Origin of the sequence: Kocuria sp. HSID16901, from assembly GCF_003989425.1 — a bacterium.
Lineage (GTDB): Bacteria > Actinomycetota > Actinomycetes > Actinomycetales > Micrococcaceae > Rothia > Rothia massiliensis.
Window position 1 is genome coordinate 1 of record NZ_RBLM01000008.1, and the last position, 25898, is coordinate 25898.

Here is a 25898-nt window from a genome sequence, read left to right on the forward strand (position 1 = left end):
CAAACAACCATCACGGGGTGATGATCAAACGTTCATCAGGTCATGCTGAAACCAACAAGAATTTCTACAAAAAACATTGGTACAACATTCTATAAACAAAGCACACTATTGAGTTCTCAAACAACGAACCACACGCCCACCAGAATCACAACAAACCATCATGACCCCAGCCAACGCCGGTCACATCAACCATCACCACGAAAAAGCGGCAACTTCTCTAACCTACCAGACCCGAAACCAGCCCGCAACCCCAACCCCGAACAACCACCAGAAGCACCTCACACACAGCAAGACACAACCCAGCAATCTTCACCAGAGAAGGAAAAACGGCCGCACCAGAATCGAATCAACAGCAGAACCTGTCAGAACAAGTCCCCCGCACCTCGCGGCGACAAGAAAAGACTTTACACACACGTGAACAACCACAGCAACTCGAAACCACGTGAAACACACCACACCCCCAACAAGCCCGGTATTCCGGGGATCTTGCCTGCCCGGCGCCTCCCGCGGTCACCTGAACCACAACTAGACACCAGATGAACGGCCGAGCGCCTCGAAAAGGGAACACTCGACGTCGTCTACTAGGGCGTTCGCCGGAATACCTGCCACCTCCCAGAGCGTTATAGGTGGTAGATCCCATGACTCCTCGCCGAAAGGTCGTCTCCGTGCTCCCACTATCCCTCATTGACTTCGCCACCATTTACGACGGCGAAACGCCCCACGAGAGCTACCGGCGCTCCGTCGACATGGCCAGACAGGCGGAGGGCCTCGGATTTTCACGCATCTGGTACGCCGAGCACCACAACATGCCACATATTGCCTCGGCGGCTCCGGCGGTTCTGATCTCTCACATCGCTGCTCACACCGAAACCATTCGCTTGGGCGCGGGCGGGGTCATGTTGCCAAACCATTCACCGCTGGTCATCGCCGAGCAGTTTGGCACCTTGGCGGAGCTGTATCCCCATCGGATCGACCTCGGCCTGGGTCGCGCTCCCGGAACGGACATGCGGACTCTCCAGGCGTTGCGTCGCGACCCCCAAGATGCGGAGCGCTTCCCGAGCGACGTCGTCGAGCTCCAGGGGTACCTTGACGGTGCCTCCCGGATTGAGGGAGTCCAGGCCATACCGGGGCGCAACACCCGCGTTCCCCTCTACATTCTGGGCTCGTCCCTTTTTGGCGCACAGCTCGCGGCGCAACTGGGCTTGCCCTATTCTTTCGCCTCCCATTTCGCCCCGGCAGCTCTCGAACAGGCCACCTCAACGTACCGGGAGAACTTCCGACCGTCTGAGCATCTGGCCGAGCCGTACGTCGTCGCCGCCGTCAACGTCACCGCGGCGGACACGGGGGAGGAAGCCGAAGAACAGGGTCGGAAGGTCCGCCGCAAGCGCGTGGAAGCCATGCTGGGGCGCGGTCGCCAGTTCACCGAAGCGGAACTCGACATGCTCGTGGATTCACCCGCAGGTCAGCAGGTTCTGGAGATGCTTCGCTTCACGGCCCAGGGCACGGGTTCGGAGGTCAAGGACTACCTCGAACGGTTCGCTCAACTCTCGCAAGCCGATGAGCTGATGATCTCGTTGCAGTCGCCGTCGACCGAAGAATCTGCCCGATCGATGGAAATTCTGGCCGATGCCTGGGGACTCGCCGCGTCCTAAATTCACGGAAGTTCCGTCAAAGGCGGCCCACTGCTTTGTGGGCCGCCTTTGGTGTGCCAAGGGCTAGTCGACGCGTCCTTCTTCAACCTTCTGGATCGCCGCGGTATTCGGCGGAAGGTCATTGAACTCGGAGGCGTCCTTATTCCTCACCATGACCTTGCTCAGGACGGCAAGAACCACAATCAGTGCGGCCGTGGCCAAGAGCTGGACGCGGATGGCTGGGTCCGTCATACCAAGCACGACGATCGCGGCCACCAACGCGAGAGCAAAGTAGGACAAACCGGGAAACGCCCACATCTTGAGGGGCAAGGTTCGCCCTTCACGGTCTGCCCGTCGACGAAGAATAATCTGCGAAATGAGCGCGAAGGTCCACACCGCGAGAATCGTGGAGCCGACCACGTTCAACATGATGTTCAGAATCACCTCGGGCCACAAATAGTTGAGGACCACGGCCACAAAGCCACCCAGCACCGAGAGAATCACCGAAAGGTAGGGCACACCCTTCGCGTTGATGGTTGCGAGCCCCTTCGGAGCCGAACCGCGCCGGGCCAGGGAATACAACATGCGCGAGCCGCCGTACATGTTGGCATTCAGGGCCGAGAGCATCGCCAACACAATGATGATGGTCATGACCCCTTCGGCAGCAGGTAGTCCTGCCACGTTGAGGACGGCAACAAACGGACTGGCCGAAAGAGTTTCGTCGTCCCACGGCATCGCCAGGACCATCACCGCCACGGCACCCACGTAGAAAACCAACACGCGGATCAGGATCGTTCGAATGGCTCGGGAAACATTCTTCGCCGGCTCGTCGGTCTCAGCCGCTGCGATGGTGGCCAACTCGGTGCCTCCAAACGCGAAGACCACCACCAACAGTGCTCCCGCGACACCTGACAGACCATTGGGCATGAAGCCGTGGTGATCGGTGAGGTTCGCCAGTCCTGGTGACGGCGCTGGCAGCACGTTGATGAGCAGAAGTACGCCGACGACAAGGAAGCCAAGGACCGCGAGGACCTTCAACATGGCGAACCAGAATTCCGTCTCCCCCAGCGTTTCCACGTGGAGCAGATTCACGGCGGTGAAGACACACATGAAAATGAGGGCCAGGACCCACTGTGGGATCACGGGCCAGGCCTCATTAATGATTTGGGCCGCCGCCGTGGATTCGGCCGCGATGACGATGACAATTTGTATCCACCAGAGCCAACCGAGGGCTCGACCTGCGGTAGGCCCCATGGCCTTACCTGCGTACGTGGAAAACGATCCCGGAGCGGGGTCGGCGGCAGACATCTCGCCAAGGGCTCTCATCACGAGAACCAGGAGGAGACAACCGGCAAAGTAGGAAATGATCACGGCCGGTCCCGCAGCTTTAATGGCGGAACCGGTTCCGACGAATAGACCGGTTCCGATGGCCGAGCCGAGAGCCATCATCACGAGGTGACGTGACTTGAGGCTGTTACTCGACGGTGCGTTGAGACGGGCGCTTGTGGCACCTTCAGGGGAGTGTGATGTATGACTCATGTGGGTCGACACTACCTGACAGTTTGAATTTATAGAACGTTCGTTCAGTATTTTTTTGAAGAAGTTGGCGACCCTCGAAACTCCGGCAAGTATCCAGGTTCTCCGGGTTCATTCAAAGACTCTGCTCGTAGACTCGAGACCATGACGGAAACGAGCAATGGCAGCGCACAACTTCAGGCCCTTTCCGAGCCGCACTCCCCCGAGAGCCGGCGCGGTCGCCAGAACCCCGGGCCCTGGTCGACCATTACGGCTCCGGCAGGAACCTTTCATACCGTGCAGAACGACGACGTCGTCCGCGCCCTCGGGATTCGGTACGCACGAGCCGAGCGCTTCGGTGCCCCGGTACCTCACGTCTATAAGGACCCCTTCACCGCGGACACTCCCGCGCCAGCATGCCCGCAACGCTACGAGGAACACGATGAGCAGATTCAACGCCTCGGTTTCGACGAACATTGCCAACGACTGAGCATCACGCGCCCCGCAGATCGGCGGTCCGGACTGCCCGTGATGGTGTGGATTCACGGTGGCTCATACATCGGCGGCGCGGGCGATCTCCCGCATTATGACCCCACCGCGCTCGTGCGAGACGAGAACATCATTGTGGTCAACGTGACCTACCGACTCGGCCTCTTTGGCTATCTCGGGGATGGCCACACGAGGGAATCCAATCCGGGACTCCTGGACCAGGTTGAAGCCGTGAAATGGGTTTACAAGAACATCGAGGCCTTTGGCGGGGACCCCGAAAGAATCACGATCGCAGGCCAATCTGCCGGGGGCCATTCCTGCTGGGATCTGCTGCTCGTCCCCGACATCAAGGGGATGGTGCGGCGAGCCATTCCCCAAAGCGCTCCCCTGGGCATCGTCCACGGTCGACGTCGCGCGTGGAAAGCTGTCACACCTGGACCTGAGAAAACGGGGCGGATGAGGCAAGCAACCACCACGGAACTTGCCGAGGCTGAATCCGTGATCAACCGCAAGGCGGCACTCCATCTTCGGGCGTCGCTCATGCCATTCTCTCCTCAATATGGACAACGTCCGCTACCCGACGAACGCAAACTCAAAACCGCGTGGAAGAGCGTGGGCCGCAACGTGGAAGTGCTGATGGGCACGACGGCGCGCGAATCGGCCCTGTTTACAGGTCGGGTGAAACTACTCGAAAGGCTCGTGGGGAAACGCTGGGGCCGACGCGGCGTCGTCGAGCCCCTCGTCCGGGCTACGACGAACCTGATCTACACGGCCGACAACGCCATCTGGGCGCAACGCCTTGCGAATGCCGGTGGATCGGTGGGACTGTATCGATTCGTCTACGGCAAGCCCGATGATGCCCTGTCCTGCTGCCACATCGCAGAGTTGCCGCTCCTCTTCCCCAATCCCGCGTGGACCGATACAGAAGACAACGCCGGAGGTGGCGTCCCGGGCCACCGAATCATGGAAACCTACGACCCCGAAACCGTTGAGGCCTCCGGACGCGCCCTGCGGGCCATGTGGGCTGGCTTTGTCCGCGACGGCTTCGGCTCGCCAGCCGTCCGAGACCTACCCGGGATTCTGGAACTCAACACTCTGAATCGCGCGTCAACCACCAATAGGAGCTGAACCATGCCTAAAACGAACAGCCACGATGAACCGATCTCAGACGAGCTACCTGAAACTCTCAAAAAATCCGACCGCAAGGCACAAGACACCTTTGCCAAGACCTACGACTCCGCCATGGAACAGTACGGCGATGCCCAACGCGCCTCGCAGACCGCCTATGCGCAGCTCAAGCACACGCATGAAAAAGTGGGTGATCATTGGGAAGAAAAAGAAGAATACGGCGATTCCGACGAACGGGCCGAATCCTCGGAACGCGGCCGCGGCAGCACCGCCGGTGGGGTCAATGCCAACGCCTCAAAGGAACACCTTTACCAGCAGGCCCAAGAGCTGGGCATTGAAGGGCGGTCACACATGACCAAGGATGAATTGGTCGAGGCCCTTCACAAAGAGAGCCAGCGCCAAACGTCTGGATCGTGACCGGCGCGAATACCCTCGACGCCTCACCATAAAAAGCGCGCCACCCCAGCAGGGATGGCGCGCTTTTCATGTCAGAACGCGGCGGCGTGGAAAACCCCTTCTACGCTGCCGCGCCCCCGCAATTAGGAACCCTTATTGACTCGGGGATCCTGGACGATGTCGATCGGCATGGTCGAGAGGTCGTACTTCTCGTTCTCTTCGAGAGACTCGACGACTTCCTCGGCCTCGTCTTCATTTTCGACGGCCGGCATGGAACCGTGCAGGTTCCGACCGGAAGACTCCTTCATGAAGTACACGCCGATGGCACCCACGATGCACGCGAGCATGATGTAGAACGCGCCCATCATGTCCGTGTTGAACAGGTTCGCCAACGCGGTGATCACGAAGCCCGTGGTACCGCCGAAGAGGGCGACGGCGATGTTGAACATGATGCCCATTGCCGTGTACCGAACGTTCGTCGGGAAGAGCGACGGCAGTGCGGAAGCCTGCACCGAGACCTGGAACATCATGATGATGCCCATGATCAGCAAGCCCAGGAACGTGGACCACGTGTGGCCCATCATCATCAGCATGAAGGCGGGGATGGCGCCAATAATGCCGACGACGCAACCCGCGAACATGACGGGACGACGACCAACGCGGTCCGAAACGGCGCCGAAGATCGGCAGACCAACCGAGACGATGATCAACACCGGCACCAGCAAAGCGTTGCCGTGAAGAGTGTCGTATCCGAGCACGTCGGAGAGGTATTCCGGCATGTAGGTGGTCACGGCGTAACCCACAACCTGAGCGCACATGACCATCGCAGAACCGATGAGCAGGTGGTGCCAGTGATCGCGGACCACTGCCTTGAGCTCGTCCATGATGGACTTGCGGCCTGCCTTCGTCGACTCCTTTTCGTTGGCTTCGTTCTGAGCCTCGAAGGCGTGGGATTCCTGGATGTGGCTACGCATGTAGACACCCACGATGCCGAGGGGCAACGCAACCCAGAAGCAGATGCGCCAGCCCCACTCGGTCATGAACTGTTCGCCGCCGGCAACTTCGAGAACGGTGGCGAGGGTCGCGGCAGCCGCGAAGCCGAGGTAGGAGCCCAGGTCCAGGAAGGAACCCCAGAATCCACGACGACGGTCCGAGGCGTACTCGGCGATGAACGTTGCTGCACCGGCGTACTCGCCACCGGTGGAGAATCCCTGAACGAACTTCAACAGGATCAAGAGGATCGGAGCGAAGATGCCCCACGTGTTGTATCCGGGCAAGCAACCGATGAGGAAGGTGCCGAAGGACATCATGATGATCGTGAAGGCCAGAACCTTACGGCGTCCGATCTTGTCGCCAATCGGCCCGAGGATCAAACCACCCAACGGACGGACCAGGAAGGTGACTGCCAAGGTCGCGAAGGTCGCGAGCTTGTCCCACGGTTCCGGGAGCGGGAAGAAGACCATGGCAATGTAGGTCATGACATAGGCGAAGACGCCGATGTCGAACCATTCCATGAAGTTACCCAAGAGGGTCGCGCGGAGCGCCTTCTTCATCTCGGACTGGTCGACGACGTGAATGTCATCAGTCGTCAGTGAAGGTGAAGGTGATGCGGATGGTGCTGATCGAGAACCACTCATAAGTACGCTTTCTATTTCGACAAACGCGTGCCACTGTACTCGCTTGATTCAGGGGTGCAACCGCGCAGTCTCCTGCTGACCCCTTCGAAGGCACTCGGCGAGCGCCGTCCGAATCCCCAGACGACCGACTCGCATCCAGCTCTTCCGTGTTGGTGGTCGACGCAAGTACGAGTCAAGGTCCCCATAGACAGTCTGTGACTCTACCAGCAGGGTACAGAATTGCCCATGATTGCCTAGGCCTATTGTGATGCAATACATCAAATCCGGGCGCGTATACGACGCGTCGTCACCGGGCTAAGCTGTTATCGTTCGCGGGGTTAAACCCTGAGTCATCCCCTGTTCATCAACCGAGGAGTACCGTGCCCGCCCCCAGCGCCGCAGAAAAAGTCGCCATTCTGACCACGGGCGGAACGTTCGACAAGTACTATTCCGTCGCCGGTGAGATGGAAATCGACGAGCCGACGGTTGGCCCCATTCTGGATCTGGCGGCCACCAACCTGGATACCGAGGTTCGTTCCGTCGTCGCAATCGACAGCTTGGACATGACGGACGAGCATCGCGCCCAGATCGCGGAGGCTTTGGAAGAAACCGATGCGCGCCGCGTCGTCATTACTCACGGCACCGACACCATGCCCGAGACTTCAGAATTCCTCCGCGAGCGCCCCGAGGCCATTAAGGGGAAGACCATCGTGCTCACGGGCGCGATGCAGCCTTCCTGCATGCGTCTGACCGATGCCCCGTTCAATCTCGGGGCAGCCGTGGCCGCCGCCCAACTCCTGGAACCTGGCGTCTACATCTCCATGAGCGGTCGCATCTTCGAAGCAGGATCGGTGGCCAAGGATCGTTCCCGCGGGGTCTTCGTAGCCAAGTAGAGCCACGATCAACGGTGCACATCACCGCATGGAAGGTTCACCGGTCTTTGCGAAAATGCCGTCTCTTCTGGTTGCGATGAGCACGAACCTGTTCTTCGGTAACTTCGTCGAGGTTGCCGGCGAGGGCCGAAGCTCCAGAGCGAGAGTCTTGCGCGCCCCCGCGGGCTGAACCTCGCGGAAGGAATCGTGGGCGACGCCGAAAATCAAAGCTCGGACGTGGAACGCTGACTTTCAGGGTGACGGGTTCGGGAAGCCTCCAGTTCCGCCATCTGGCCAGGATCCCAACGACGCCGCAGGTCACGATGGAAACGATCATCCCCAGGTTTTCTTCTTTGAGGACCAGGGTGAAGAAGGCCATCTCGGCGCCTCCGATGACACCGACGGTGGCGTAAAGCGAGCTTCCACCCAATACGGACGGAATGCGGTTGACCATGATGTCGCGAAGGACTCCGCCCCCAACAGCCGTCGTAACACCCAGAAGGATAGACGGTACCCAGTGAAGACCCAGACCAAGGCTCTTCAAGGTTCCGGTAGCGACCCAACAACCCATGCCGACGAAATCTACGGCCATCAGGAAACGCTGCGCCCACGGTGCTCCAAGGTCAAGCATGTACGCGAGTAATGCCGAAACCGCCACGCCGACCCAATAGCCGCTATCCGTCAGGGCGATGGGGAAACCGGTGTTGAGAAGGATGTCTCGAATGAGGCCACCGCCCGCACCAGAAACGATCGCGAGCATCACGAAGCCCACGACGTCGAACCGGAAATTGCGGGCTACCGCGCCGCCCAATAGACCATTGGCGACGACGGCTCCAATGTCGACGACGCGAAACCAGACTCCCGGATCCCACTCGTTTACCGACTCACCCCCGACTCATGCACCCGCGACACCTCGCATGTCGCGTTGATAGAACGATCCTAATGACGGACCCTTCCTCTGGCAGAAGCGAAGTCAGACTGTGGACGATGAATGGGATCGCTGCGGCCCCGACGGCCCGGCCCCGGGAGAGGAGGCGCGGCGTCGGGGCTTCGCAATCGTCAGCAAGGGATCAGTCTTGCTCTTCGAGGTGCTTGACCTCTGCTCCTTCGGCAGCGCGCTGCACAGCGGCGACGCCCTTCTTAGCAGAGGCGAGGGACTCGTATCCTTGCCCACTGGCGACAACCTCACCGTTACCGGCCTTCAGACGGAAACGGAATTTGCCTGCTTTATCCTCGTAAATTTCAAATTTTCCTGCCATGACGGGCTCCTAACGGAATCATATCGTTGACCCCTCTGACACTAGACCCACATCACATTTTCAGGGAATACATCGCGGAAACTTTTGGGAAGATCTCGGTACCTCAACGACGAAAATTACGGATTGAAGATGATGTTGCCCACAGATAAGAAGTACCCTGATCAGCGGCGAACACCACACATAAGGGTGCTTATTCGTTGTAGCCTCAATACTTAGGCACTCTATGTACCTGGTCCGGGCGGGTCGAGGACGCAATTTTTCGCCAAAACATCGGGAGGCGAAGAGTTGTATCGTCGAAATCCTGCCGTGTACCCATGCCCTGCCCGCACCTTGAGTTGGGGCTCTTCCCCTTTATGGAAGGTTGAAAGCAATGTTTGGACCCGAAAATGTTCGTCGACGCTGGAAGGTCGACGACGTCACGGTCACCAAGCCGAGCGTTATCAAGCGTGCCATCGGCGCTGCCGCCATCGGCAACATCACCGAGTAGTACGACTTTGGTGTCTACGCATATCTCCAGGTGACCATCGAGAAAGTGTTCCTACCTGACCTCGGCGGCGCTTTGGGCGCTATCATCACCGCGGCTCTCTTTGCCGTCGCCTTCCTCGTCCGCCCCATCGGTGGCTTGGTCTTCGGCCCCCTGTCCGACAAGATCGGACGCAACAAAGTCTTGTCGATGACCATGATCATGATGGCGCTGGGCACTTTCGCCATCGGCATCCTCCCCGGATACCAAACGGTCGGTCTCTGGGCTCCGTTCCTCCTTTTGGCCTGCCGCCTCCTGCAGGGATTCTCCACTGGCGGCGAGTATGGCAACGCGATGACCTTCATCGCAGAGTACGCACCGGACCGTCGCCGCGGGTTCTTCGGATCCCTACTTGAGGTCGGAACCTTCACCGGATACCTCTTCGGCGCCACCATTGCCACCGTCATGGCAGGAGTCTTGACCGACGAGCAGATGCTCAGCTGGGGCTGGCGCCTTCCGTTCTTCGTGGCACTCCCCCTCGGCCTCGTCGGCGTCTACCTGCGAACGAAGCTCGCAGATACCCCGGCTTACCTCGCCCTTGAGAAGGAAGCTGACGCGAATGAGAAGAATTCGCGGTCCAGCGAAAAGGGAGAGAAGAAGAAGGGCGAGTTTGCCACCATCTTCAAGCACTGGCCGTCGATGCTGATCTGCGTGGGCTTGGTGCTGGCATGGAACGTCACCAACTACATGCTGACCTCTTACATCCCGGGCTACTTCACCACGGTCAATAAGATCCAAGGCTCAGGCGGCGTTTCCGACCTGACATCCTCGATTTTGCAGATCATCGTGATGGCAGTCTGCCTTGTCACCATCCCATTGCTGGGTCGCCTCTCCGACCGCGTTGGCCGCAAGGCCGTCATTACAACAGGGTCGATCGCCTTGATCGTCCTGTCGGTCCCGTCGGTCCTGCTGATCCGGGGGCATAGCGACATTACGGTGCTGATTGGCCTGCTCATCATGGGCCTGAGCCTGATCTGCTTTAGCTCGACGATGCCGTCAACGTTGCCGTCACTATTCCCGACCCTGGTCCGCGCAGGCGCTCTTTCGATCGCTTTCAATATTTCAATCTCGCTCTTCGGTGGCACGACGTCCACCGTTATGAGCACGCTGATCGGGTGGACCGGCGATCTCATGTGGCCGGCGTACTACCTCATCGCGGCCGGCGTGATCGGCTTGATCGCCGTGTTCTACACCCCGGAAAGCAACGGTCGACCGCTGTGGGGCTCATCGCCAGCAGCAGAGTCGAAACCAGAAGCCAAGGAGCACGTGGAGGAGCTGAACCGCGAATACGAGTTGGCTAAGTCCGAATCGTAATCCCGAACAGCCTGCTACAAAGGGCCCCGGAGCACGCCAATCGGCGCGCTCCGGGGCCCTTCAGCATTCCGGGGAGCCTATGCGTTCGGGTCCTTGACTCGGTAGGCGCTATTTTCGGGGTTGTCCAGCGTCGAATGCTTGCGATTGTCATGCATCGCGAGTACGGCAATCAGACCCAAAACGGACATGACGACCACGTACCAGGGGAAGATTCCTCCGACACCCTGGTTCTTGAGGAACAGGGCGACGTATTCTGCAGACCCGCCAAACAGGGAGTTGGCAATGGCGTACGTGAAACCCACTCCCAGGCCACGAATGTGTGCGGGGAACATCTCGGCCTTCACGACGCCGGAGATCGAGGTGTACAGGCTGACGAAGACCATAGCGATCACGATGAATAGCCCCGAGACCACGATGGACGATTGTGAGCCGATGAGTGCCAGCAACGGCACCGGAAGAACGACCATGCCGATCACGAAAATCAGCATGTTGTTTTTGCGCCCGATCTTATCCGAGAGGGCACCCGCAAGCGGTTGCATGAGAATGAAGATCAGGAGGCAGATCGTCATGGCATCCGCGGTCTGGCCTTTGGGGAACCCGGCCGTGTTGATGAGGTATTTCTGCATGTAGGTCGTAAAGACGTAGAACACGAGGGAACCAATAGCCGTGATTCCAAAGACCACCCAGAAGGCCCGCTGGTGGCGGAAGACCTCTCGGAGGCTTCCCGAGCCTGCGGCGTTGCGGTCAATGTGCGACGTCGTCTCCGTGAGTCCGGAACGCAACCACAACGAAACGATCGCGGCCACGGCTCCGATGACGAAGGGAAGACGCCACCAGCCTGCGCTGATCTGCTCATCCCCCAGAGTGTGCGTCATAATCACGGCCAGAAGACTAGCCAGCAACTGCCCACCGACCAACGTGACGTATTGGAAGGACGAGAAAAATCCTCGCTTTCCGGAGGTCGCCACCTCTGACATGAACGTGGCTGTCGAACCGTATTCTCCGCCTACCGAGATCCCCTGAATACACCGCACGATGGTGAGAAGGATCGGCGCGAGGACGCCAACGGAGTCCGCTGTGGGGAGGACTGCCATGGCCAACGAGCCGGCACACATCAGCAGAATCGACGAGAGCATGGATGCTTTGCGTCCGTAGCGGTCGGAAACGCGCCCGAATATATATCCGCCGACGGGTCGCATGAGAAAGCCGACGAAAAAGACGCCGGCCGTACTCATGAAGGCACCCGTTTGGCCCGTACCCGAGAAGAAGTGCTGGGCAAAGTAGACGCTGAAAAATGAGTAAACGTAGAAGTCGAACCACTCGACGAGGTTTCCGCTCGAGGCGGCCAGGATCGACTTGACCGTTTGCCACGTCGATTTCTCTGGCACCCCGCGGGTGGTCTGCTCCGGTTGAGACGCCATGATGCGTTCCCTCCTGCGTATGGCGAGCCTCCCCGCCGGGTGTGATAGACCGGTCCAGGCTACGCCCAAGGAGATCCAGATCATAATGTTGACGGCCCTTGTCAGCGACGTCTCAACCCTCAATGAGGTCTCGCCGAGGTTCAAGCGCCTGGGGATTAACCGATCATTCACACAAACGTCATGACGGAATCGAGTGTTGCAGGACACGTCGCTGGAGCTCGATCCTAGGTTGGGAGTAGTTGGCACACGCCGACTCGGGGTTACGGCCTCGACGTGGAAAGGGAGAGGCCGAATGCCGCGAGGCGCTCCGTCCGCACCGCCGAAGGGGAACTCATCGTGAGCTCGTCCGTCACTACATACGTCCTCGACACCTCGGTCCTTCTGTCAGATCCGAGAGCCATGTTGCGATTCGACGAACACGAAGTGGTTCTCCCGCTGGTGGTCGTCTCCGAGCTGGAAGGCAAACGCCATCATCCGGAGCTCGGGTATACGGCACGGAAGGCGCTGCGCATCTTGGACGACCTTCGTGACGAATTTGGACGCCTCGATCGCGAGATTCCGGTGGGCGATAGCGGCGGAACCCTCAGAGTCGAGCTCAACCACATCGATTCTTCTCAATTGCCCCTGGCTTTCGACCGTTCCGAAAATGACACTCGCATCATCGCTGTGGCACGAAATCTTAAGGCTGAAGGCGCGAACGTCGTCGTCGTGACCAAAGACGTTCCGATGCGCGTGAAAGCCGCATCCATCGGTTTGGCAGCCGAACAATACCTCGCCGAACAGGCCGTGGACTCCGGATTCACGGGCCTCTCGGAAGTATTCCTCAATCAGAATGAAATGGATGAGTTGTACAAGAACGGGCATCTGACCACCGATGCGGCCGTGGAGGAGGTCATCAACACGGGATTGATTCTCTCGTCGCCCGGCGGCTCCGCTCTGGGCCGTGTGGTGGGCTCCGACCACATCAAGCTCATCCACGGCGACCAGCAGGCGTTCGGCGTCGGCGGACGTTCCGCGGAACAACGGATCGCCATCGATATGCTCCTTGACGAATCCGTGGGCATCGTGAGCCTCGGGGGCCGGGCGGGCACCGGTAAGTCCGCCCTGGCGCTGATGGCCGGTCTCGAAGCGGTCCTCGAGAAGGGGACGCATCAAAAGATCACGGTCTTCCGTCCGCTTTATGCGGTGGGCGGGCAGAACCTGGGGTACCTTCCCGGGTCCGAGGGAGACAAGATGAATCCGTGGGCCGAAGCCGTTTATGACACCCTGGGCGCGCTCGTCAGCAAGAATGTCCTCGACGAGGTCATCGAGCGGGAGATGCTCGAAGTTCTTCCCTTGACGCACATCCGGGGCCGGTCGTTGCACGATACGTTCGTGATCGTCGATGAGGCACAGTCTCTTGAACGCACGGTGCTGCTGACCGTTCTGTCGCGTCTCGGCGAGAATTCACGGGTTGTGCTCACCCACGACGTCGCCCAGCGAGACAATTTGCGGGTGGGTCGCCACGACGGCGTGACCGCCGTCATCGACCGCCTCAAGGGCCATCCCCTCTTCGCTCACATGACGCTCACCAGATCCGAACGATCGGAAATTGCCGACCTGGTCACGGACGTCCTCGAAGACAGCGAACTGGTCTAACCCCGGAAGGGTGCGGCCTCGCGGAGGATCAGCTCTGCGGACCTGCCCGCGTGGCGACGATCGCCCCGTGGGGTCGCGCTCCTGGGTCATGACGATGATGAATCTCCTCCACCCGTAATCCCACCGTGCGCATCAGCGTTGCCAATTCGCCTCGGGGCCACCAATAGGCGGTGGTGATCGCGTGATCGAAAGCTACACTCTCGTCACCGTCGAAATACCCCATCAGAAGGCTCCCGCCGGGCCGCAACGCATGCGCTACCCGACGCAATTCGCCCTCCCGGCGCTCGGGAACGACGTGAATTAGCGAATACCAGGCCAAGATTCCCCCAAACTGTTCGCCAGAGAGCTCCAGCCAGGTGGTCCCGCCCTCGTGAACATCAAGATGGGGGTGCTTGTTCCGCGCATGCCGAATGAACTCCTCAGACGGATCCACCCCGAGGACCGCTTTCCCTTGGCTGGCAAGGTGCGCCGTCCAATGCCCGGGACCGCATCCGAGATCAAGAATTTTCCCTGAGACGCCCGCCGACCACCGATTCACGAGATCGATGTCTGGCGCGGCCACGGCACTCATCGCGCCGAGCAGTTCGGCATACTCGGCGGCCCGCAAGGAATATGCTTCGGCAATTCGCTGCTCGTTCACGGTGTCTCGCTTCCTAGTCCGGTGGAAGCGTCCGCTTCAACGGACCGTTCCAGTGACTGGGCCAGCTCGACAACCGAGCGACGCACTGCCTCATCCCCCACGACAACAAACGGGTGCTCGAGCCGGGCCAGATACGACGCGGCGCGTGCTGGATCGTCCGTTCCTGCCCGATACCGGCACCGATCCGGGGCAATTTCCCGTACTTCGGCGCTACCCCACAGAAATTCCGACGGAACATCCCGCGGCCCGCAGTGAATTTCGACGTCAATGATGTGTGCAAAGGCTGCCAAAGGCATCGGTTCTCGCAACTGATCCAGCGCTTGTCCTGAGTCCCGGCGCGGCCTGAACGTCCATTGTCCGACGTCGACCTCACGCATTCGATCGACCCGAAACTGGCGCCACTGTTCTTTCTCGACGTCGAAAGCCCCCAGGTACCAGAAGTTTCCATGCCACATCAGACTGTATGGCTCGACCCATCGTTCTGATTGAGCTCTTCGTCGATCCACGTATCGGAATCTCAGGCGACGATGACGGCGAGCTCCCTCCGCGCAATGCTGAAGGTTGCCAGACAACACCGCGTCGACGGGTGCCTCGACGTCCAACGACGCGCGGAATCCCCTCACGGTACGTCGCGCGGATTCGGGGAGGAGGTCTTCCACTTTGCTCTTCGCCCGCTCGATGACGGATTTGTCCGCAACCGAGGTAGAGGCGACCTCGAGGGCCAAGGTGAGAGCCAGGGCCTCTTCTTGGTCCAAAGCCAGGCTGGGCAATAGTTGCCCCCGATCCAACCCGTAGCCCCCTCCATGACCCGACTCCGAGCTGATCCGATAACCGGCCCCACGAAGCCTTTCGATGTCACGACGGAGCGTTCGCGGGGTCACGCCAAGCTCCTCGGCGAGTTGCCGCCCTTCCCACATGGGGGTTTGGCGAAATAGGCCGAGGAGCTTCAGCGCACGGGTCGTCGGATCGTTCACGGTCCCAGTCTCTCAACTTTGCGGACAGTTACTGTCCTCTATCCACAGATACTGGAATCAATCGAAAACATCACTCACGAAAGGCCGGCATCATGGCATTCCTTACTCCATCAGCCCAGGGGGAACGAGATGTCCTCAAGACCTTCATCTTCCAGCAGTTGGCGCAGGTCAGAACCACGGTCCATGGACTGACGGATGAACAGGCACGCTCAACGCCCACCTCATCCGATCTGAGCCTCGTGCGTTTACTCCTTCACTGCGGCGGTGTCGCCGCGTGGTGGACCACCGTGTCCACACAGCTTGCGGCTCAACCGTCCATCGACCAACGGTTCTTGGACCAACAGGGAGCGGCAACGGGTGAAGCGCCGGACGTCACGCTCGAGGAGGCCCTCCGCGCATTCGATGAAGCGGTTGACTATTCTTCGAGGAACTTTGATGCCATCGAGGATCTTGATGCGTTCGTACCGACCCCGGAATCTCCGTGGATCCCCAGGGACGTGACGCAGTGGCAAGTTCGATGGATGCTCACCCACATTGCCACCGAAGTGGCACGGCATTGCGGTCACGCCGACATCATCCGGGAAGCCATCGACGGCAAGGGCGCTTTTCAGCTCAACGACGAGGCCGATGGCATCGAAGGCCGGGAGAATGGCTAGGGCCATCCTCTCATCGTGGCCTAGTAGCCCAGGTATGCCTGAGCGTTGGCCCGCCCCACGGGGACGTACTGAGGGTTGCTTGCCAAGTCGGCAAGTTTCTCCGATGAGGCATTAAATCGGCTGCGGTCCGCGACGCTCGACTTACCGGCGCCGCCTTCGGTGTGCTGCCAGAAGTCGTAGTCTCCCCACGCCTGAGGGACTTGTCCTGAGGTTTTGCTACCCCATTGAGCGATCATCAACGGGCTATCAGCGAATTCGGGGGTGTCTCCGACGCACTGATTCCACCACGCCGTGGTCGTGTAGATCATCGGCAGCCGGCCGGTTTCGGCCTGGTATTCGGTGCGGAAGTCATCGATCCATCGAATCATTTGAGCTTTCGACTGGTGATAGCACTGCTCTTCGGCGGTCTTGGCACTCGGCGTGGGCTCAAGATCGAGCATGCCGGGCAACGTCTTTCCGTCGGCGGTCCAACCGCCTCCGTTCTTGACGAAGTGCTGGGCCTGCTCGGCCCCGCCACTCTGGTGAGGACGCGCAAAATGATAAGCGCCCTTGTACATTCCGGCATCACCAATCGCCTTGTACTGCTGCTTGAAGGCGGGGGAGGTCCAGTCCAAACCGTCCGTGGCCTGCGCCTGACCGAATTTTACGCCGGCCTCAGCAACACCTTGCCAGTCATAGTTGGTGCCCTGATTGACCGAGATATCTCGGCCCTGAATTCCATCGGTGGCATGAGCGGTCGACGCCGCCTGAGCGGGGGAAAACATGGCGGAGAGGCCGACTAAAGCGGTTGCGGCCGCAGCTATCGTCGCGATGCGGTTACCTCGAAACCGGGCCCCAGAGATCGGGCGTGAGCGTTGCATTCCTGGATCGACCATTTCTATACCTCGCAGTGCGATGTCTTGTGCGTTCGTGACATACCGGGAAGACCACCGATCTTCACCGGTAGGGCGCCAAAAACGCTCCAAGGGGTCGCCGGGGAAGACGTGCGGACGCCGGGTCACGACGCTAGAGGAGTATCACGCAGTATGTCCAGAAACACACCGTTGTATTTATATTTGAAGAAGCCCGCGTATTGGTCACGAGGCACCTCTTGTCCCCTGCAATTCCGGCATTTTTGGGGAATTTGAAACACCAGGGATAATCATCAAAATTCATCTGGCGGATACGGCGCGTTTTCGAAATATTTCGACGAACTACCGAGTTACCCGCCGTCGCTTACGGAGAAACTACGCTGATAACCATGACCTACGAGATCTCACATTCCATCCATATCTCTGCGCAGCCCGACACTCTGTACAACCTCCTCTCCGATGTCACTCGAACCGGCGAGTGGAGCCAACAGTGCTACCTCTGCGAATGGACGGAACCGGGCCATCAAGGTGTCGGATCAACTTTCATCGGACACAACCGAACGCCCAGCAGAGAATGGAGCACGACGTCCGAAGTCGTCGCCGCCGAGCCGGGCCAACACTTTGCGTGGGAGGTCATCCCGGCACGAGTTCGCTGGGGATACCGGCTCGAGCCCGAAGGGGACGGAACCAGAGTTACTCAGTACACGAAATTCGGAGAGACAGCCGAAAAGGTCTTCTCGGAAAGATTCGGGGAGGATGCTGAATACCAGGTATCTATTCGCCGGGAAGCAGCAGAATACGGGATTCCTCAAACTCTGAAAGAGATCAAGAACTTAGCTGAATAATATGAATTCTCGGCGCCAAGTCGAGGGTTTGTGGATAAATACACATGCGGTGTCGTCACATTCGTATGTCAATGTTGAGACGCCCCACGGCTCGTCAGTAATTTGCCCGTATGGAAATTTCGAGAAGAAATGCGCTCTCGTGGGGTGCGGTCGCTACGGCCGCCTCCGGGGCAGCCATCATCACCGCGCCCGCAGCCTCTGCCGCAGAGGCAACTCCGCAAAACACCAGTACCAAGAAGCGGCCCTTGAGTTGCCCGATGGGTAAGGGGAAATAAACCATGGCAGTTCAGATCGCGTCACCGAATTACACCCCCGGTCGAGAAGGCACCGCCATCGATCGCATCGTCATCCACTACATCGTCGGGACCTTGGCCGCCGCTGACACCACGTTCACGGATCCGAACTCGGGCGTGAGCGCCCACTATGGGATCGGCGAAGGCGAGGTCCATCAGTTCGTCGCCGAGACCGATACCGCCTGGCACGCCGGAGATTGGAATTTCAATCTGCGGAGCATCGGCATCGAGCATTCAGCCGATCCCAACCGGGCCCCCACCCAAGACACTTACAACCAGTCCATCAACCTGTGTGCAACGATCTGCCGCACGTATGGTTTGGACCCGCAGTCTCAGATTGTCCCCCACAACTTTGTGGTCTCCACCGATTGCCCAGGCACGGTGGACATTCAGGCGATTCGGGACGGGGTAGCCGCCATCCTTTAACCGCGCGGAGGCTCTTTCACGCCGCAATTTTCATGAAGACCGGCCCCGAGCTCAGTTTCTAACGGACGCTCGGGGGCCGGTCTTTGCCATGGGGCCACGAGGAACGGACAATTCCCCTCACACGCTGGGATTGTGGTGGCCTCGAGACGGGCCTACCTCGTCGCCGCGGCGAATGCGTCACGCATGTGTGGTGCAAGCGCGGCGTCTCCCGCCGGGGTCATGTGGATCCCATCAGAGAGCAGATTCTCCACGTGGAAATCCGTGATCCAGTATCGGGTGTCAACTGTGCGCACGCCTTCCTCTCGGGCGGCTTGAAGTTCAAGGGCTGCGAGTGCATTACGGTCGTTATGGTCCGGCGTGCGTTTGGTGATCGGGCAGGCCATCACAATCTTCGAATTGGGGTATGCCTGCTTGATTTTCTTGAGCGTCGTGTGGATATCCGCGATGACGGCCGGATTGTTGTAAACCCACTGGTCGTTTCCAGAGCCACCGATATATACGACCGACGGGTCGCCCGCGGGCAGCTGCCAGAAGTTGTCCACAACGCCGGCCCGGTACGTGCCGTATCCAACACCGCTGAAGTCTCCCGTGAAGCCAATACCGCCCATCGCATACACCGCGTTGGTCCGATACCCGGCCTGCCTTATCCCGGCGACCACCCAAGAGTTGTATCCGCCCTTGGCGGTCTGGGAGTCGCCGATAATGAACGAATCCCCGGAGCTCAGCGCGGTGTCCGTCCGCATCACGAGGTCACCCCGCTCAGGGAAGTAAGCCAGGGCGTTCTTCTCGAAGGTCGTGTAGACCTTTCCGTAAGTGAGCTTCGCGGAACGAGGTAGCCCTTCCGGCCCAGCGTTGGATCGCCACAGCTCGAAAACGTGGTTATCCATGGCCACGGGACCGTATTGCGCCGTCGTGACGACGACGCCGCCCGGGTACCGGCGGTATTGCGCGCTCGTGCTACCGCTAAACACCTGTGACAACGCCGAACCGGACGAACCAAACCCATCATCGGACGCCAGCTGGTCCATCGCCTTATCGAGGTCGGCGTCGTCGTTCGCCCCGCGAGGGGTCCACGTGACCGTTCCATTCGGGGCTTGCGAAGCCCTACCGCCCTGGAAGTTTTGGTTCCACGTGCCGTTGACCTGCCACGAGGGGCTGGTGGGGTAACCCCATGAACCGCGCTCGTATCCATTGCGCGCCCATTCGTCGAAAATCGGCCCCCATTGAATCGGTTGCGTTCCGGTAGCCGGGGACCAATAGATCTTGCCGCCGTCGAAGTCTTCGTACACGCCTCCCGAGGGCAGGCCCGAGATTTCCGATGACGTCGGGTATCCGAGACCACTGTTTTCGGCGCCGAGTTGCCGCCACAGGCTATAGATCGCCCCGTCGGACTTCATCAGCACCACTCGACCCTGACGGGGATGCCAGATCGTTGTGCGACGGGCGCCGTCGGCACCGAGGAAGGTCTGCTGGGCACCACCAGCCGTGAGCGGCGACTCTTCGACAGTGGCTCCACCGAGGACCCCGCCCACACCACCCTGGCGGTCGTAGTAGGCGTTGAAGCCGTTCTTGACCACATGGGTTCCAGCAGCCGATGACCACGTGACCTGGCCGCGCGAGAATTTCTGGGAGCAGATGGGGCCATTGCAGGCCTCGACCGACAACGGATACCCGAGTTGGCTCAGATGCGACTCCCAATAGGAGCCGATGGCGCCGGTGGTCTTCACGGGAACCGCCCCGGCCTCGTTCGACCAGGTGATCCAGTGCCACGCGCGAGTATTCGGGTTATAGGTCTTCAGATACCAGCCGTTGGTGCCCTGACTGTAGGAAGTCACCGGCGTCATGGGCATTCCGAACTCGGAAGCGACCGCGCCACGCCCCTTGTAATATTCGTGCACACCGCCGTTGCGAACCCACATGGCCGGTGTTTTCGGGGACCAGTAGATCCTCCCGTTGGCGAATTCCTGATACACGGCCCCGTTGGGTCCACCGATCTCGCCGCTGACCGGTTGCCCGAGAGTGGACCGGGCGGCGGAGTTTCCGTAATAGAGGCCGCCGATGGCGCCTTTGACCGGCGGCGTAGCTGCTTGGGCGGACCCCGCGACGGGCCCAGCTAACAATGCAATAAAGGCAAGGAGGGCCACGAGGGCAGGCGAAATGAACCTTTTAGGGGACACGAGTGATTCCTCAGGGGAGGTCATCGAAACGATGAAAATAAATAAGCCTGAATAAACATAAGCCCATTCCCCCTCCCCGGCAACAAGAAATTATCCCCCGCCAAGCGATTTCGTGATTCCTCAATTTTTCACGATCTCAACCCCATGGATCAGCGTCGTTCCAGCGATCGCGCATCACGACGCGAAGATTCCGGTTCGGCAAACTTCATGCACGACCTGCGACTTAGCGCCGCTTAGAATTTTCCGAATAGAAATCAGACTGCGACATTTATATACATACTTATGCAATGAGTTTTCAGATCGTGGGGTGTGCTCCTTCGCCTCGGCTAAGCCCCTTCGCTTGAACACACGGAACCGCCACACCCATCCGAACGAAGACATCGGGCACCAACCGCTACCAGCAGTTGCAAGCTATGCTGACTGGGAACGGGGCATGGCCTACCCAAGCGGGCCCCACCAAGCGGCCTGAAAATGCACATGACACAATCCCGCCAGCAAACGACCATTCGTATCGCCTCAACCAGTGATGCCCCTGAGCTCGCAGCCATCCTTCGCATGGATCGTGCTGCCCTCAAGCCATTCGAGCCCACTCGTCGTGACTCTTACTTCACCCAGGAAGAACAATCGCGGCTCCTCCATGAGTCACTGGCCAACTACGAAGCCGGCACTGAGGCACCGTTTGTCATAGAGTCTCGCGGCGAGATCGTTGGCCGCTTTCAACTTAACGGAATTACGCGGGGGCCCTGCAATCCTGCGCCATCAGCTACTGGATTCGAAGCGATCGCCGGCGCCAAGGCCACGCAACGCGTGCCGTCAGCTCCGCGCTACAAGCCGCATTCATCGACTTCAGGCTTCACCGTGTTCAGGCCGAAACCCTGACATGGAACTCTGCGCCTCAAGAGGTTCTGCTCTGCAACGGGTTTCGGCCGTACAGCCTCGCCCCGAACTACTTGAAAATAGATGGACGGCGGCAAGATCATGTGATGTACCAGGCCATAAGTCAAGAACCACGATTTCAACAGACGGCCGGCACCAATGCGTCCCTCCCGACCGAAACTGCCGTAGTAATTAAATTCACAGTGTCATAGGATGCTTTTACGCAACCACGTTTATCTGGAACCACACCCATCACGAGGAAAAACCATGACATTTGAAGAAGGTCTACAAGACCTCGCTGCTAAGCTCCGCTCCCAACAAGGCTCTATTCAAACCGAAGAAGCCACCAAAAATGCCTTCATCATGCCGTTCATCTCCAGGGTTCTCGGCTACGACGTCTTCAACCCCCTCGAGGTGGTTCCGGAGTTCACCGCAGACCATGGCACCAAAAAGGGTGAAAAGGTCGACTACGCAATCATGAGGGACAAAGAAGTACAAATTCTCATTGAATGCAAACAACTCGGTGATCAGCTCAGTCTCAACCATGCTTCACAACTTTTTCGGTACTTTTCGGTGACCAATGCCAGGATCGGAATACTTACAAACGGGCGTATATTCAATTTCTACACTGACCTGGACAGTCCGAACATCATGGATTCGCAGCCGTTTCTCGTTCTAGACCTACTGAACATCGACGAGACCGTCCTTCCGGCGCTCAAGAGCCACACCAAAGAAACCTTCAATTTGGACTCCGTCATAAATTCCGCAGAAGAACTCAAATACGTCGGAGCCCTAAAGCGGGAGTTGGCTGCAGAGTTCAAGGACCCGTCCCCGGAATTCGTCCGACTCTTCATGGGCCGAGTATCTGAACGACGGGGCACCGTCGATAACCTCAAACTGTTCAATACCCTGGTTGTCAAGGCGGAAAAGCAATTTCTAAAGGGCATGGTCAATGACCGGCTTTCCGCCGCCCTTGGCGACAACGACCAAGCCTCATCGTTGACGGATATAGCCCCGGACCAATCCGTCCAGCCGTCCGAAAACGACCAGGGAACGGAAGCGAGACCGGATGTGGAAACCACGGAAGAAGAACTCGCCGGATACCACATTGTGAAGGCAATCTCTTGCAGCGAAGTCAAGCCAAACCGCATCACCCAACGAGATAGCAAATCCTATTTCGCGATTCTTTTAGACGACAACAACCGTCGCCCGATCGCCCGCTTGCACTTCAACGGGAAGACTAAGAAGCACCTAGGGCTCTTCGACGAGGACAGGAAGGAAACCCGGTACCTGCTGGAGGATATCGAAGACATCTATTCGCATGCCGAGCAGATCCGCGAGGCCGTCAGGCGCTACGACTCGCAATAATCGGACCTCGAAGTTTAGCCGGCGGGGCGAGGGATTTTTGGTCCCGTTCCACGTACCCCGGGAGGACCCCGCGCACCTGTGGAACACCGTTTCACTAGCCGCACCCATCCACAAAAAGTGCGCGATCCGAACATCGGTGCGCTCTGCGTCGGGAGGGTTGAGTACCGTGAGAGGCAAGTAACCTACCCGAGAAGTGGAGTTTCATGAGCCTCGTCGGCGAGTCATATGTGGTTGGTCTGATCGGTAGCGGGATCACCGCAACCCTCAGTGCCCCGATGCACGAGAAAGCCGCTGACACGCTTGGGTTGCGATACATCTACCGGCCCATCGATCTCGACACCATCCCCGACGGCGTCGAGCGGGCACCCGAATTATTGAAAACCGCCGTTGACGTGGGCTTCAGCGCATTCAACATCACGTTCCCCTGCAAACAGACGATTATCGAGTACCTCGACGAGGTCGCCCCGGATGCCGCGCGCCTTGGCGCCGTCAACACCGTGGTGGTCGATGACGGTCGGTTGATCGGCCACAACACCGACTTCTCCGGGTTCGCGAGCGCCTTAGATGCCGGCCTTCCCGGAGCCGACCTCACATCGGTAGTGCAGTTGGGAACCGGCGGTGCGGGGTCGGCAACCGCCTACGCCGTCCTGTCCCGCGGGGCCGTCAAGTTGTCCCTCTTTGACGTCGATCCGCAGCGTTCGGCCGAGCGCGCCACCGAATTGAGCGGCCAGTTCCCGGATGCAAGCGTCGTCGCGCTGACCGCCGATGACCTGCCGCAGGCCCTCGCAGAAGCATCCGGCCTGATCAACGCGACGCCGATCGGTATGCACCACCATCCCGGTGCCCCGCTGGACTTGGATCTGCTCCATCCGGAGCTCTGGGTCGCGGACGTCATCTACCTCCCACAGGAAACGGCCCTCATTAAACGAGGCCGTCAGCTTGGCTGTCGCGTGCTCCCGGGCGGCTACATGGCCGTAGGGCAGGCGGTCGATGCCTTCGAGCTGATCACCGGTTCGCGTCCTGACTACGCGGAACTGCGCACCTACTTTGAACGCCTGGTCGCCGACCAACAAGGAGAAACACCGTGAAGACCTCCATAGCCACCGTGTGCCTATCCGGGACCCTCCGGCAGAAGCTGCGGGCCGCATCCGCGGCCGGATTCGACGGCGTCGAGATCTTTGAGCAAGACCTCGTGGTTGCACCGGAATCCCCCGAGCAGATCCGCGACTACGCCAACAGGCTGGGTCTGAGCTTAGACCTCTACCAGCCCTTCCGCGACGCCGAAGGGACTGCCGAACCGGTATTTGAGGACACCCTTCGCCGCATCGAGGAGAAATTCCGGCTCATGAACCGCCTGGGCATGGATCTCATGCTCATTCCCTCCAACGCGGGAACCGCCACCGTGGACGACGACGCCGTCGTCGCCGAGCAGCTCGGGCGCTTGGCGGATCTGGCCGCTGGCTATGGCATTCGCCTGGCCTACGAGGCTCTCGCGTGGGGCAGGTTCGTCAACGACTTCGAGCACTCGTGGCGTCTGGTCGAAGCGGCCGACCGCGACAACTTGGGCATTTGCCTGGATACCTTTCACATTCTCTCCCGGGCATGGCCCACCGACTCGATCCCGGACATCCCGGGAGACAAGGTCTTTTTCCTCCAACTCGCGGACGCCCCGCTCATGTCCCTGGACGTGCTCTCTTGGTCGCGCCATTTCCGCGTTTTCCCTGGTGAGGGCGGGTTCGCACTCGTCGACTTTATGGTCAAGCTACTCGCCGGTGGCTATTCGGGACCGCTCTCCCTCGAGATCTTCAACGACTCGTTCCGTCAGACCCGCGTGCATCGCACGGCCGTGGACGCGTTGCGTTCCTTGGTGTGGCTCCAAGATCAGACGGCACGCGCGCTGGAGGCTTCGACCGGAACGAACGCCGTGACGACCCGGGCTGCGGCCCGCGTCGGGGAACTGACCCGGCTGCCCGGTGCCGCCATCCCCCAGGGCCTGACTTGGGCCGAGGTACGTGGCCAAGAAACCGAACAGATCGAAATCCTCCTGATGCACCTAGGCTTCGAACATCGGGGGCGTCACACCAGTAAGCCGGTGCAGCTCTGGGAACAGGGCGGGGCACGCGTGGTCATTAACGAAGAACCGGGAGCCTCCGACGAACCCACGATGGCCTCGCTAGGTTTCGAGGTTCAGCACCCGACCGCGGCCGCGGCGCACGCAACCGCCCTCAAAGTTCCGGAGGTTCCACGCGTCACGCGCGAGGGTGAACAGCACTTCCCGGCGTATCTGGCCCCGGACGGAACCGAAGTCTTCTTCTGCCCACCTGCTTCGGACGGCGGCGACCGCTGGATTGAGGAGTTCTCCTGGCCAGACCATCGTGATGCCGCAACCACGGCCGGTCCCGCTATCGGCGAACCGCTGATCACCGGGATCGACCACGTGAACCTGGCACAGCCCAAGCATCACTACCCCGAATCCGTGCTGTTCTACCGCGCGGCCCTTGGCCTGAGCGTCCAACCGTCCCAGGACGTCCCGGGGCCCAATGGGCTAGTCAGCTCGCAAGTGGTCCGCAACGACGCCGGCTCGGTACGGCTTCCCCTGAATGTGGCACCGGATCTGCGGAAGGATCCCGACGTCGAACACGTCGCCTTCTCCTGCCGCGACGTCGTCGGCCTCGCCCGGAGGGCCCAGGCCTCGGGGCTGCGTTTCCTCCGCATCCCCCACAATTACTACGAGGATCTGCGAGCGCGTTTCGGTCTTCCTGAGGAAAAGATTCGCGAGCTCGAGGAGCTGGATCTGCTCTATGACCGTGACGAGCGCGGAGAATTCCTGCACTTCTACACGCAGACGGTCGGGAGCCTGTTCTTCGAGGTAGTGCAGCGGATCAACGGTTACACCGGGTACGGCGCACCGAACGCCCCCGTTCGCATGTCCGCCCAGTACACCCACTCGCTCTAGGCGTTCACGGGTCCGGGCATAAAAAAGGCCGGTT

23 protein-coding genes and 1 pseudogene are annotated in these 25898 nt (G+C 59.7%); 15 read left to right on the forward strand and 9 right to left on the reverse strand.

Translation table 11 applies throughout. The annotated features are described in order from the left end of the window. Nucleotides 1-638 precede the first annotated feature (638 nt). Nucleotides 639-1652, forward strand: a complete 1014-nt coding sequence (locus D8M21_RS09600) for an LLM class flavin-dependent oxidoreductase (RefSeq protein WP_048680876.1) — start codon at nucleotides 639-641, stop codon at nucleotides 1650-1652. A 63-nt stretch (nucleotides 1653-1715) separates the two neighbouring features. Here D8M21_RS09600 and D8M21_RS09605 read toward each other — a convergent pair whose 3' ends face one another. Further along, nucleotides 1716-3170, reverse strand: coding sequence for an amino acid permease (locus D8M21_RS09605; RefSeq protein WP_048680872.1), 1455 nt, complete (start codon nucleotides 3168-3170; stop codon nucleotides 1716-1718). Between the two features lie 141 nt (nucleotides 3171-3311). On the opposite strand from D8M21_RS09605, the gene D8M21_RS09610 reads away from it, so the two are divergent. Both D8M21_RS09610 and D8M21_RS09615 read left to right on the forward strand, forming a co-directional pair. After that, nucleotides 3312-4763 carry a carboxylesterase family protein gene (locus D8M21_RS09610; protein ID WP_048680870.1) on the forward strand — a complete coding sequence of 484 codons (1452 nt, stop codon included), beginning with the start codon at nucleotides 3312-3314 and terminating at the stop codon, nucleotides 4761-4763. Nucleotides 4764-4766: 3 nt separating this feature from the next. Continuing rightward, nucleotides 4767-5180, forward strand: a complete 414-nt coding sequence (locus D8M21_RS09615; RefSeq protein WP_048680867.1) for a ChaB family protein — start codon at nucleotides 4767-4769, stop codon at nucleotides 5178-5180. 122 nt (nucleotides 5181-5302) lie between these two features. Here D8M21_RS09615 and D8M21_RS09620 read toward each other — a convergent pair whose 3' ends face one another. Then, the gene (locus D8M21_RS09620; RefSeq protein WP_082156749.1) at nucleotides 5303-6796 is read right to left on the reverse strand and encodes an MFS transporter; all 1494 of its coding nucleotides are present in this window, start codon (nucleotides 6794-6796) and stop codon (nucleotides 5303-5305) included. A gap of 359 nt (nucleotides 6797-7155) precedes the next feature. On the opposite strand from D8M21_RS09620, the gene D8M21_RS09625 reads away from it, so the two are divergent. Next, complete coding sequence (locus D8M21_RS09625; RefSeq protein WP_048680865.1) at nucleotides 7156-7668, forward strand: asparaginase domain-containing protein; 513 nt, start codon at nucleotides 7156-7158, stop codon at nucleotides 7666-7668. A 37-nt stretch (nucleotides 7669-7705) separates the two neighbouring features. Here D8M21_RS09625 and D8M21_RS09630 read toward each other — a convergent pair whose 3' ends face one another. After that, nucleotides 7706-8458 (reverse strand): TRIC cation channel family protein, encoded by a 753-nt coding sequence (locus D8M21_RS09630; protein ID WP_238651298.1) that lies wholly within the window; start codon nucleotides 8456-8458, stop codon nucleotides 7706-7708. A gap of 259 nt (nucleotides 8459-8717) precedes the next feature. Beyond that, nucleotides 8718-8906 carry a YegP family protein gene (locus D8M21_RS09635; protein WP_048680859.1) on the reverse strand — a complete coding sequence of 63 codons (189 nt, stop codon included), beginning with the start codon at nucleotides 8904-8906 and terminating at the stop codon, nucleotides 8718-8720. A gap of 499 nt (nucleotides 8907-9405) precedes the next feature. Here D8M21_RS09635 and D8M21_RS09640 point away from each other — a divergent pair. Then, nucleotides 9406-10743, forward strand: a pseudogene (locus tag D8M21_RS09640) (MFS transporter); the annotation flags it as partial. A 77-nt stretch (nucleotides 10744-10820) separates the two neighbouring features. Here D8M21_RS09640 and D8M21_RS09645 read toward each other — a convergent pair. Beyond that, nucleotides 10821-12164, reverse strand: coding sequence for an MFS transporter (locus tag D8M21_RS09645; RefSeq protein WP_048680857.1), 1344 nt, complete (start codon nucleotides 12162-12164; stop codon nucleotides 10821-10823). A gap of 399 nt (nucleotides 12165-12563) precedes the next feature. Between D8M21_RS09645 and D8M21_RS09650 the strand changes: the two genes are divergently transcribed. Further along, the gene (locus tag D8M21_RS09650; protein ID WP_446720503.1) at nucleotides 12564-13802 is read left to right on the forward strand and encodes a PhoH family protein; all 1239 of its coding nucleotides are present in this window, start codon (nucleotides 12564-12566) and stop codon (nucleotides 13800-13802) included. A gap of 28 nt (nucleotides 13803-13830) precedes the next feature. Here D8M21_RS09650 and D8M21_RS09655 read toward each other — a convergent pair whose 3' ends face one another. Together D8M21_RS09655 and D8M21_RS09660 are read right to left on the reverse strand one after the other, a co-directional pair. Further along, nucleotides 13831-14442: a class I SAM-dependent methyltransferase gene (locus D8M21_RS09655; protein WP_065424272.1), complete on the reverse strand. Its 612-nt coding sequence runs from the start codon at nucleotides 14440-14442 to the stop codon at nucleotides 13831-13833. Beyond that, complete coding sequence (locus tag D8M21_RS09660; RefSeq protein WP_048680847.1) at nucleotides 14439-15416, reverse strand: helix-turn-helix transcriptional regulator; 978 nt, start codon at nucleotides 15414-15416, stop codon at nucleotides 14439-14441. The genes D8M21_RS09655 and D8M21_RS09660 overlap by 4 nt, the downstream gene beginning before the upstream one ends. 92 nt (nucleotides 15417-15508) lie before the next feature. Here D8M21_RS09660 and D8M21_RS09665 point away from each other — a divergent pair, with 92 nt between their 5' ends. Next, a complete protein-coding gene (locus D8M21_RS09665; RefSeq protein WP_048680844.1) occupies nucleotides 15509-16072 on the forward strand; it encodes a mycothiol transferase in 564 nt (187 codons plus the stop codon). Between the two features lie 20 nt (nucleotides 16073-16092). On the opposite strand, the gene D8M21_RS09670 is transcribed toward D8M21_RS09665, so the two are convergent. Next, on the reverse strand, nucleotides 16093-16947 hold the full coding sequence (locus tag D8M21_RS09670) for a GH25 family lysozyme (RefSeq protein WP_048680840.1): 855 nt from the start codon (nucleotides 16945-16947) through the stop codon (nucleotides 16093-16095). A gap of 365 nt (nucleotides 16948-17312) precedes the next feature. On the opposite strand from D8M21_RS09670, the gene D8M21_RS09675 reads away from it, so the two are divergent. The 3 genes from D8M21_RS09675 to D8M21_RS09680 all read left to right on the forward strand — a co-directional run bounded on the left by D8M21_RS09675 (nucleotide 17313) and on the right by D8M21_RS09680 (nucleotide 18487). After that, nucleotides 17313-17768, forward strand: a complete 456-nt coding sequence (locus D8M21_RS09675; RefSeq protein ID WP_048680837.1) for an SRPBCC family protein — start codon at nucleotides 17313-17315, stop codon at nucleotides 17766-17768. A gap of 110 nt (nucleotides 17769-17878) precedes the next feature. Continuing rightward, nucleotides 17879-18043, forward strand: coding sequence for a hypothetical protein (locus D8M21_RS11280; protein ID WP_153245886.1), 165 nt, complete (start codon nucleotides 17879-17881; stop codon nucleotides 18041-18043). A gap of 3 nt (nucleotides 18044-18046) precedes the next feature. Next, nucleotides 18047-18487 carry an N-acetylmuramoyl-L-alanine amidase gene (locus tag D8M21_RS09680; protein ID WP_048680832.1) on the forward strand — a complete coding sequence of 147 codons (441 nt, stop codon included), beginning with the start codon at nucleotides 18047-18049 and terminating at the stop codon, nucleotides 18485-18487. A 152-nt stretch (nucleotides 18488-18639) separates the two neighbouring features. Here the strand turns inward: D8M21_RS09680 and D8M21_RS09685 are convergent, their stop codons facing one another. Further along, nucleotides 18640-20664, reverse strand: coding sequence for a GDSL-type esterase/lipase family protein (locus D8M21_RS09685; protein WP_048680829.1), 2025 nt, complete (start codon nucleotides 20662-20664; stop codon nucleotides 18640-18642). A gap of 477 nt (nucleotides 20665-21141) precedes the next feature. On the opposite strand from D8M21_RS09685, the gene D8M21_RS11505 reads away from it, so the two are divergent. The 5 genes from D8M21_RS11505 (at nucleotide 21142) to D8M21_RS09705 (ending at nucleotide 25864) form a co-directional block, all read left to right on the forward strand. Continuing rightward, nucleotides 21142-21543 carry a GNAT family N-acetyltransferase gene (locus tag D8M21_RS11505; RefSeq protein ID WP_048680828.1) on the forward strand — a complete coding sequence of 134 codons (402 nt, stop codon included), beginning with the start codon at nucleotides 21142-21144 and terminating at the stop codon, nucleotides 21541-21543. After that, a complete protein-coding gene (locus tag D8M21_RS11655; RefSeq protein ID WP_353954372.1) occupies nucleotides 21435-21752 on the forward strand; it encodes a GNAT family N-acetyltransferase in 318 nt (105 codons plus the stop codon). Before D8M21_RS11505 ends, D8M21_RS11655 begins: the two co-directional genes overlap by 109 nt. Before the next feature lie 55 nt (nucleotides 21753-21807). After that, on the forward strand, nucleotides 21808-22908 hold the full coding sequence (locus tag D8M21_RS09695) for a type I restriction endonuclease (RefSeq protein WP_048680825.1): 1101 nt from the start codon (nucleotides 21808-21810) through the stop codon (nucleotides 22906-22908). A 203-nt stretch (nucleotides 22909-23111) separates the two neighbouring features. Beyond that, complete coding sequence (locus D8M21_RS09700) at nucleotides 23112-23996, forward strand: shikimate dehydrogenase (RefSeq protein ID WP_048680822.1); 885 nt, start codon at nucleotides 23112-23114, stop codon at nucleotides 23994-23996. After that, nucleotides 23993-25864 (forward strand): sugar phosphate isomerase/epimerase and 4-hydroxyphenylpyruvate domain-containing protein, encoded by a 1872-nt coding sequence (locus tag D8M21_RS09705; RefSeq protein WP_048680819.1) that lies wholly within the window; start codon nucleotides 23993-23995, stop codon nucleotides 25862-25864. Before D8M21_RS09700 ends, D8M21_RS09705 begins: the two co-directional genes overlap by 4 nt. Nucleotides 25865-25898: the final 34 nt, after the last annotated feature.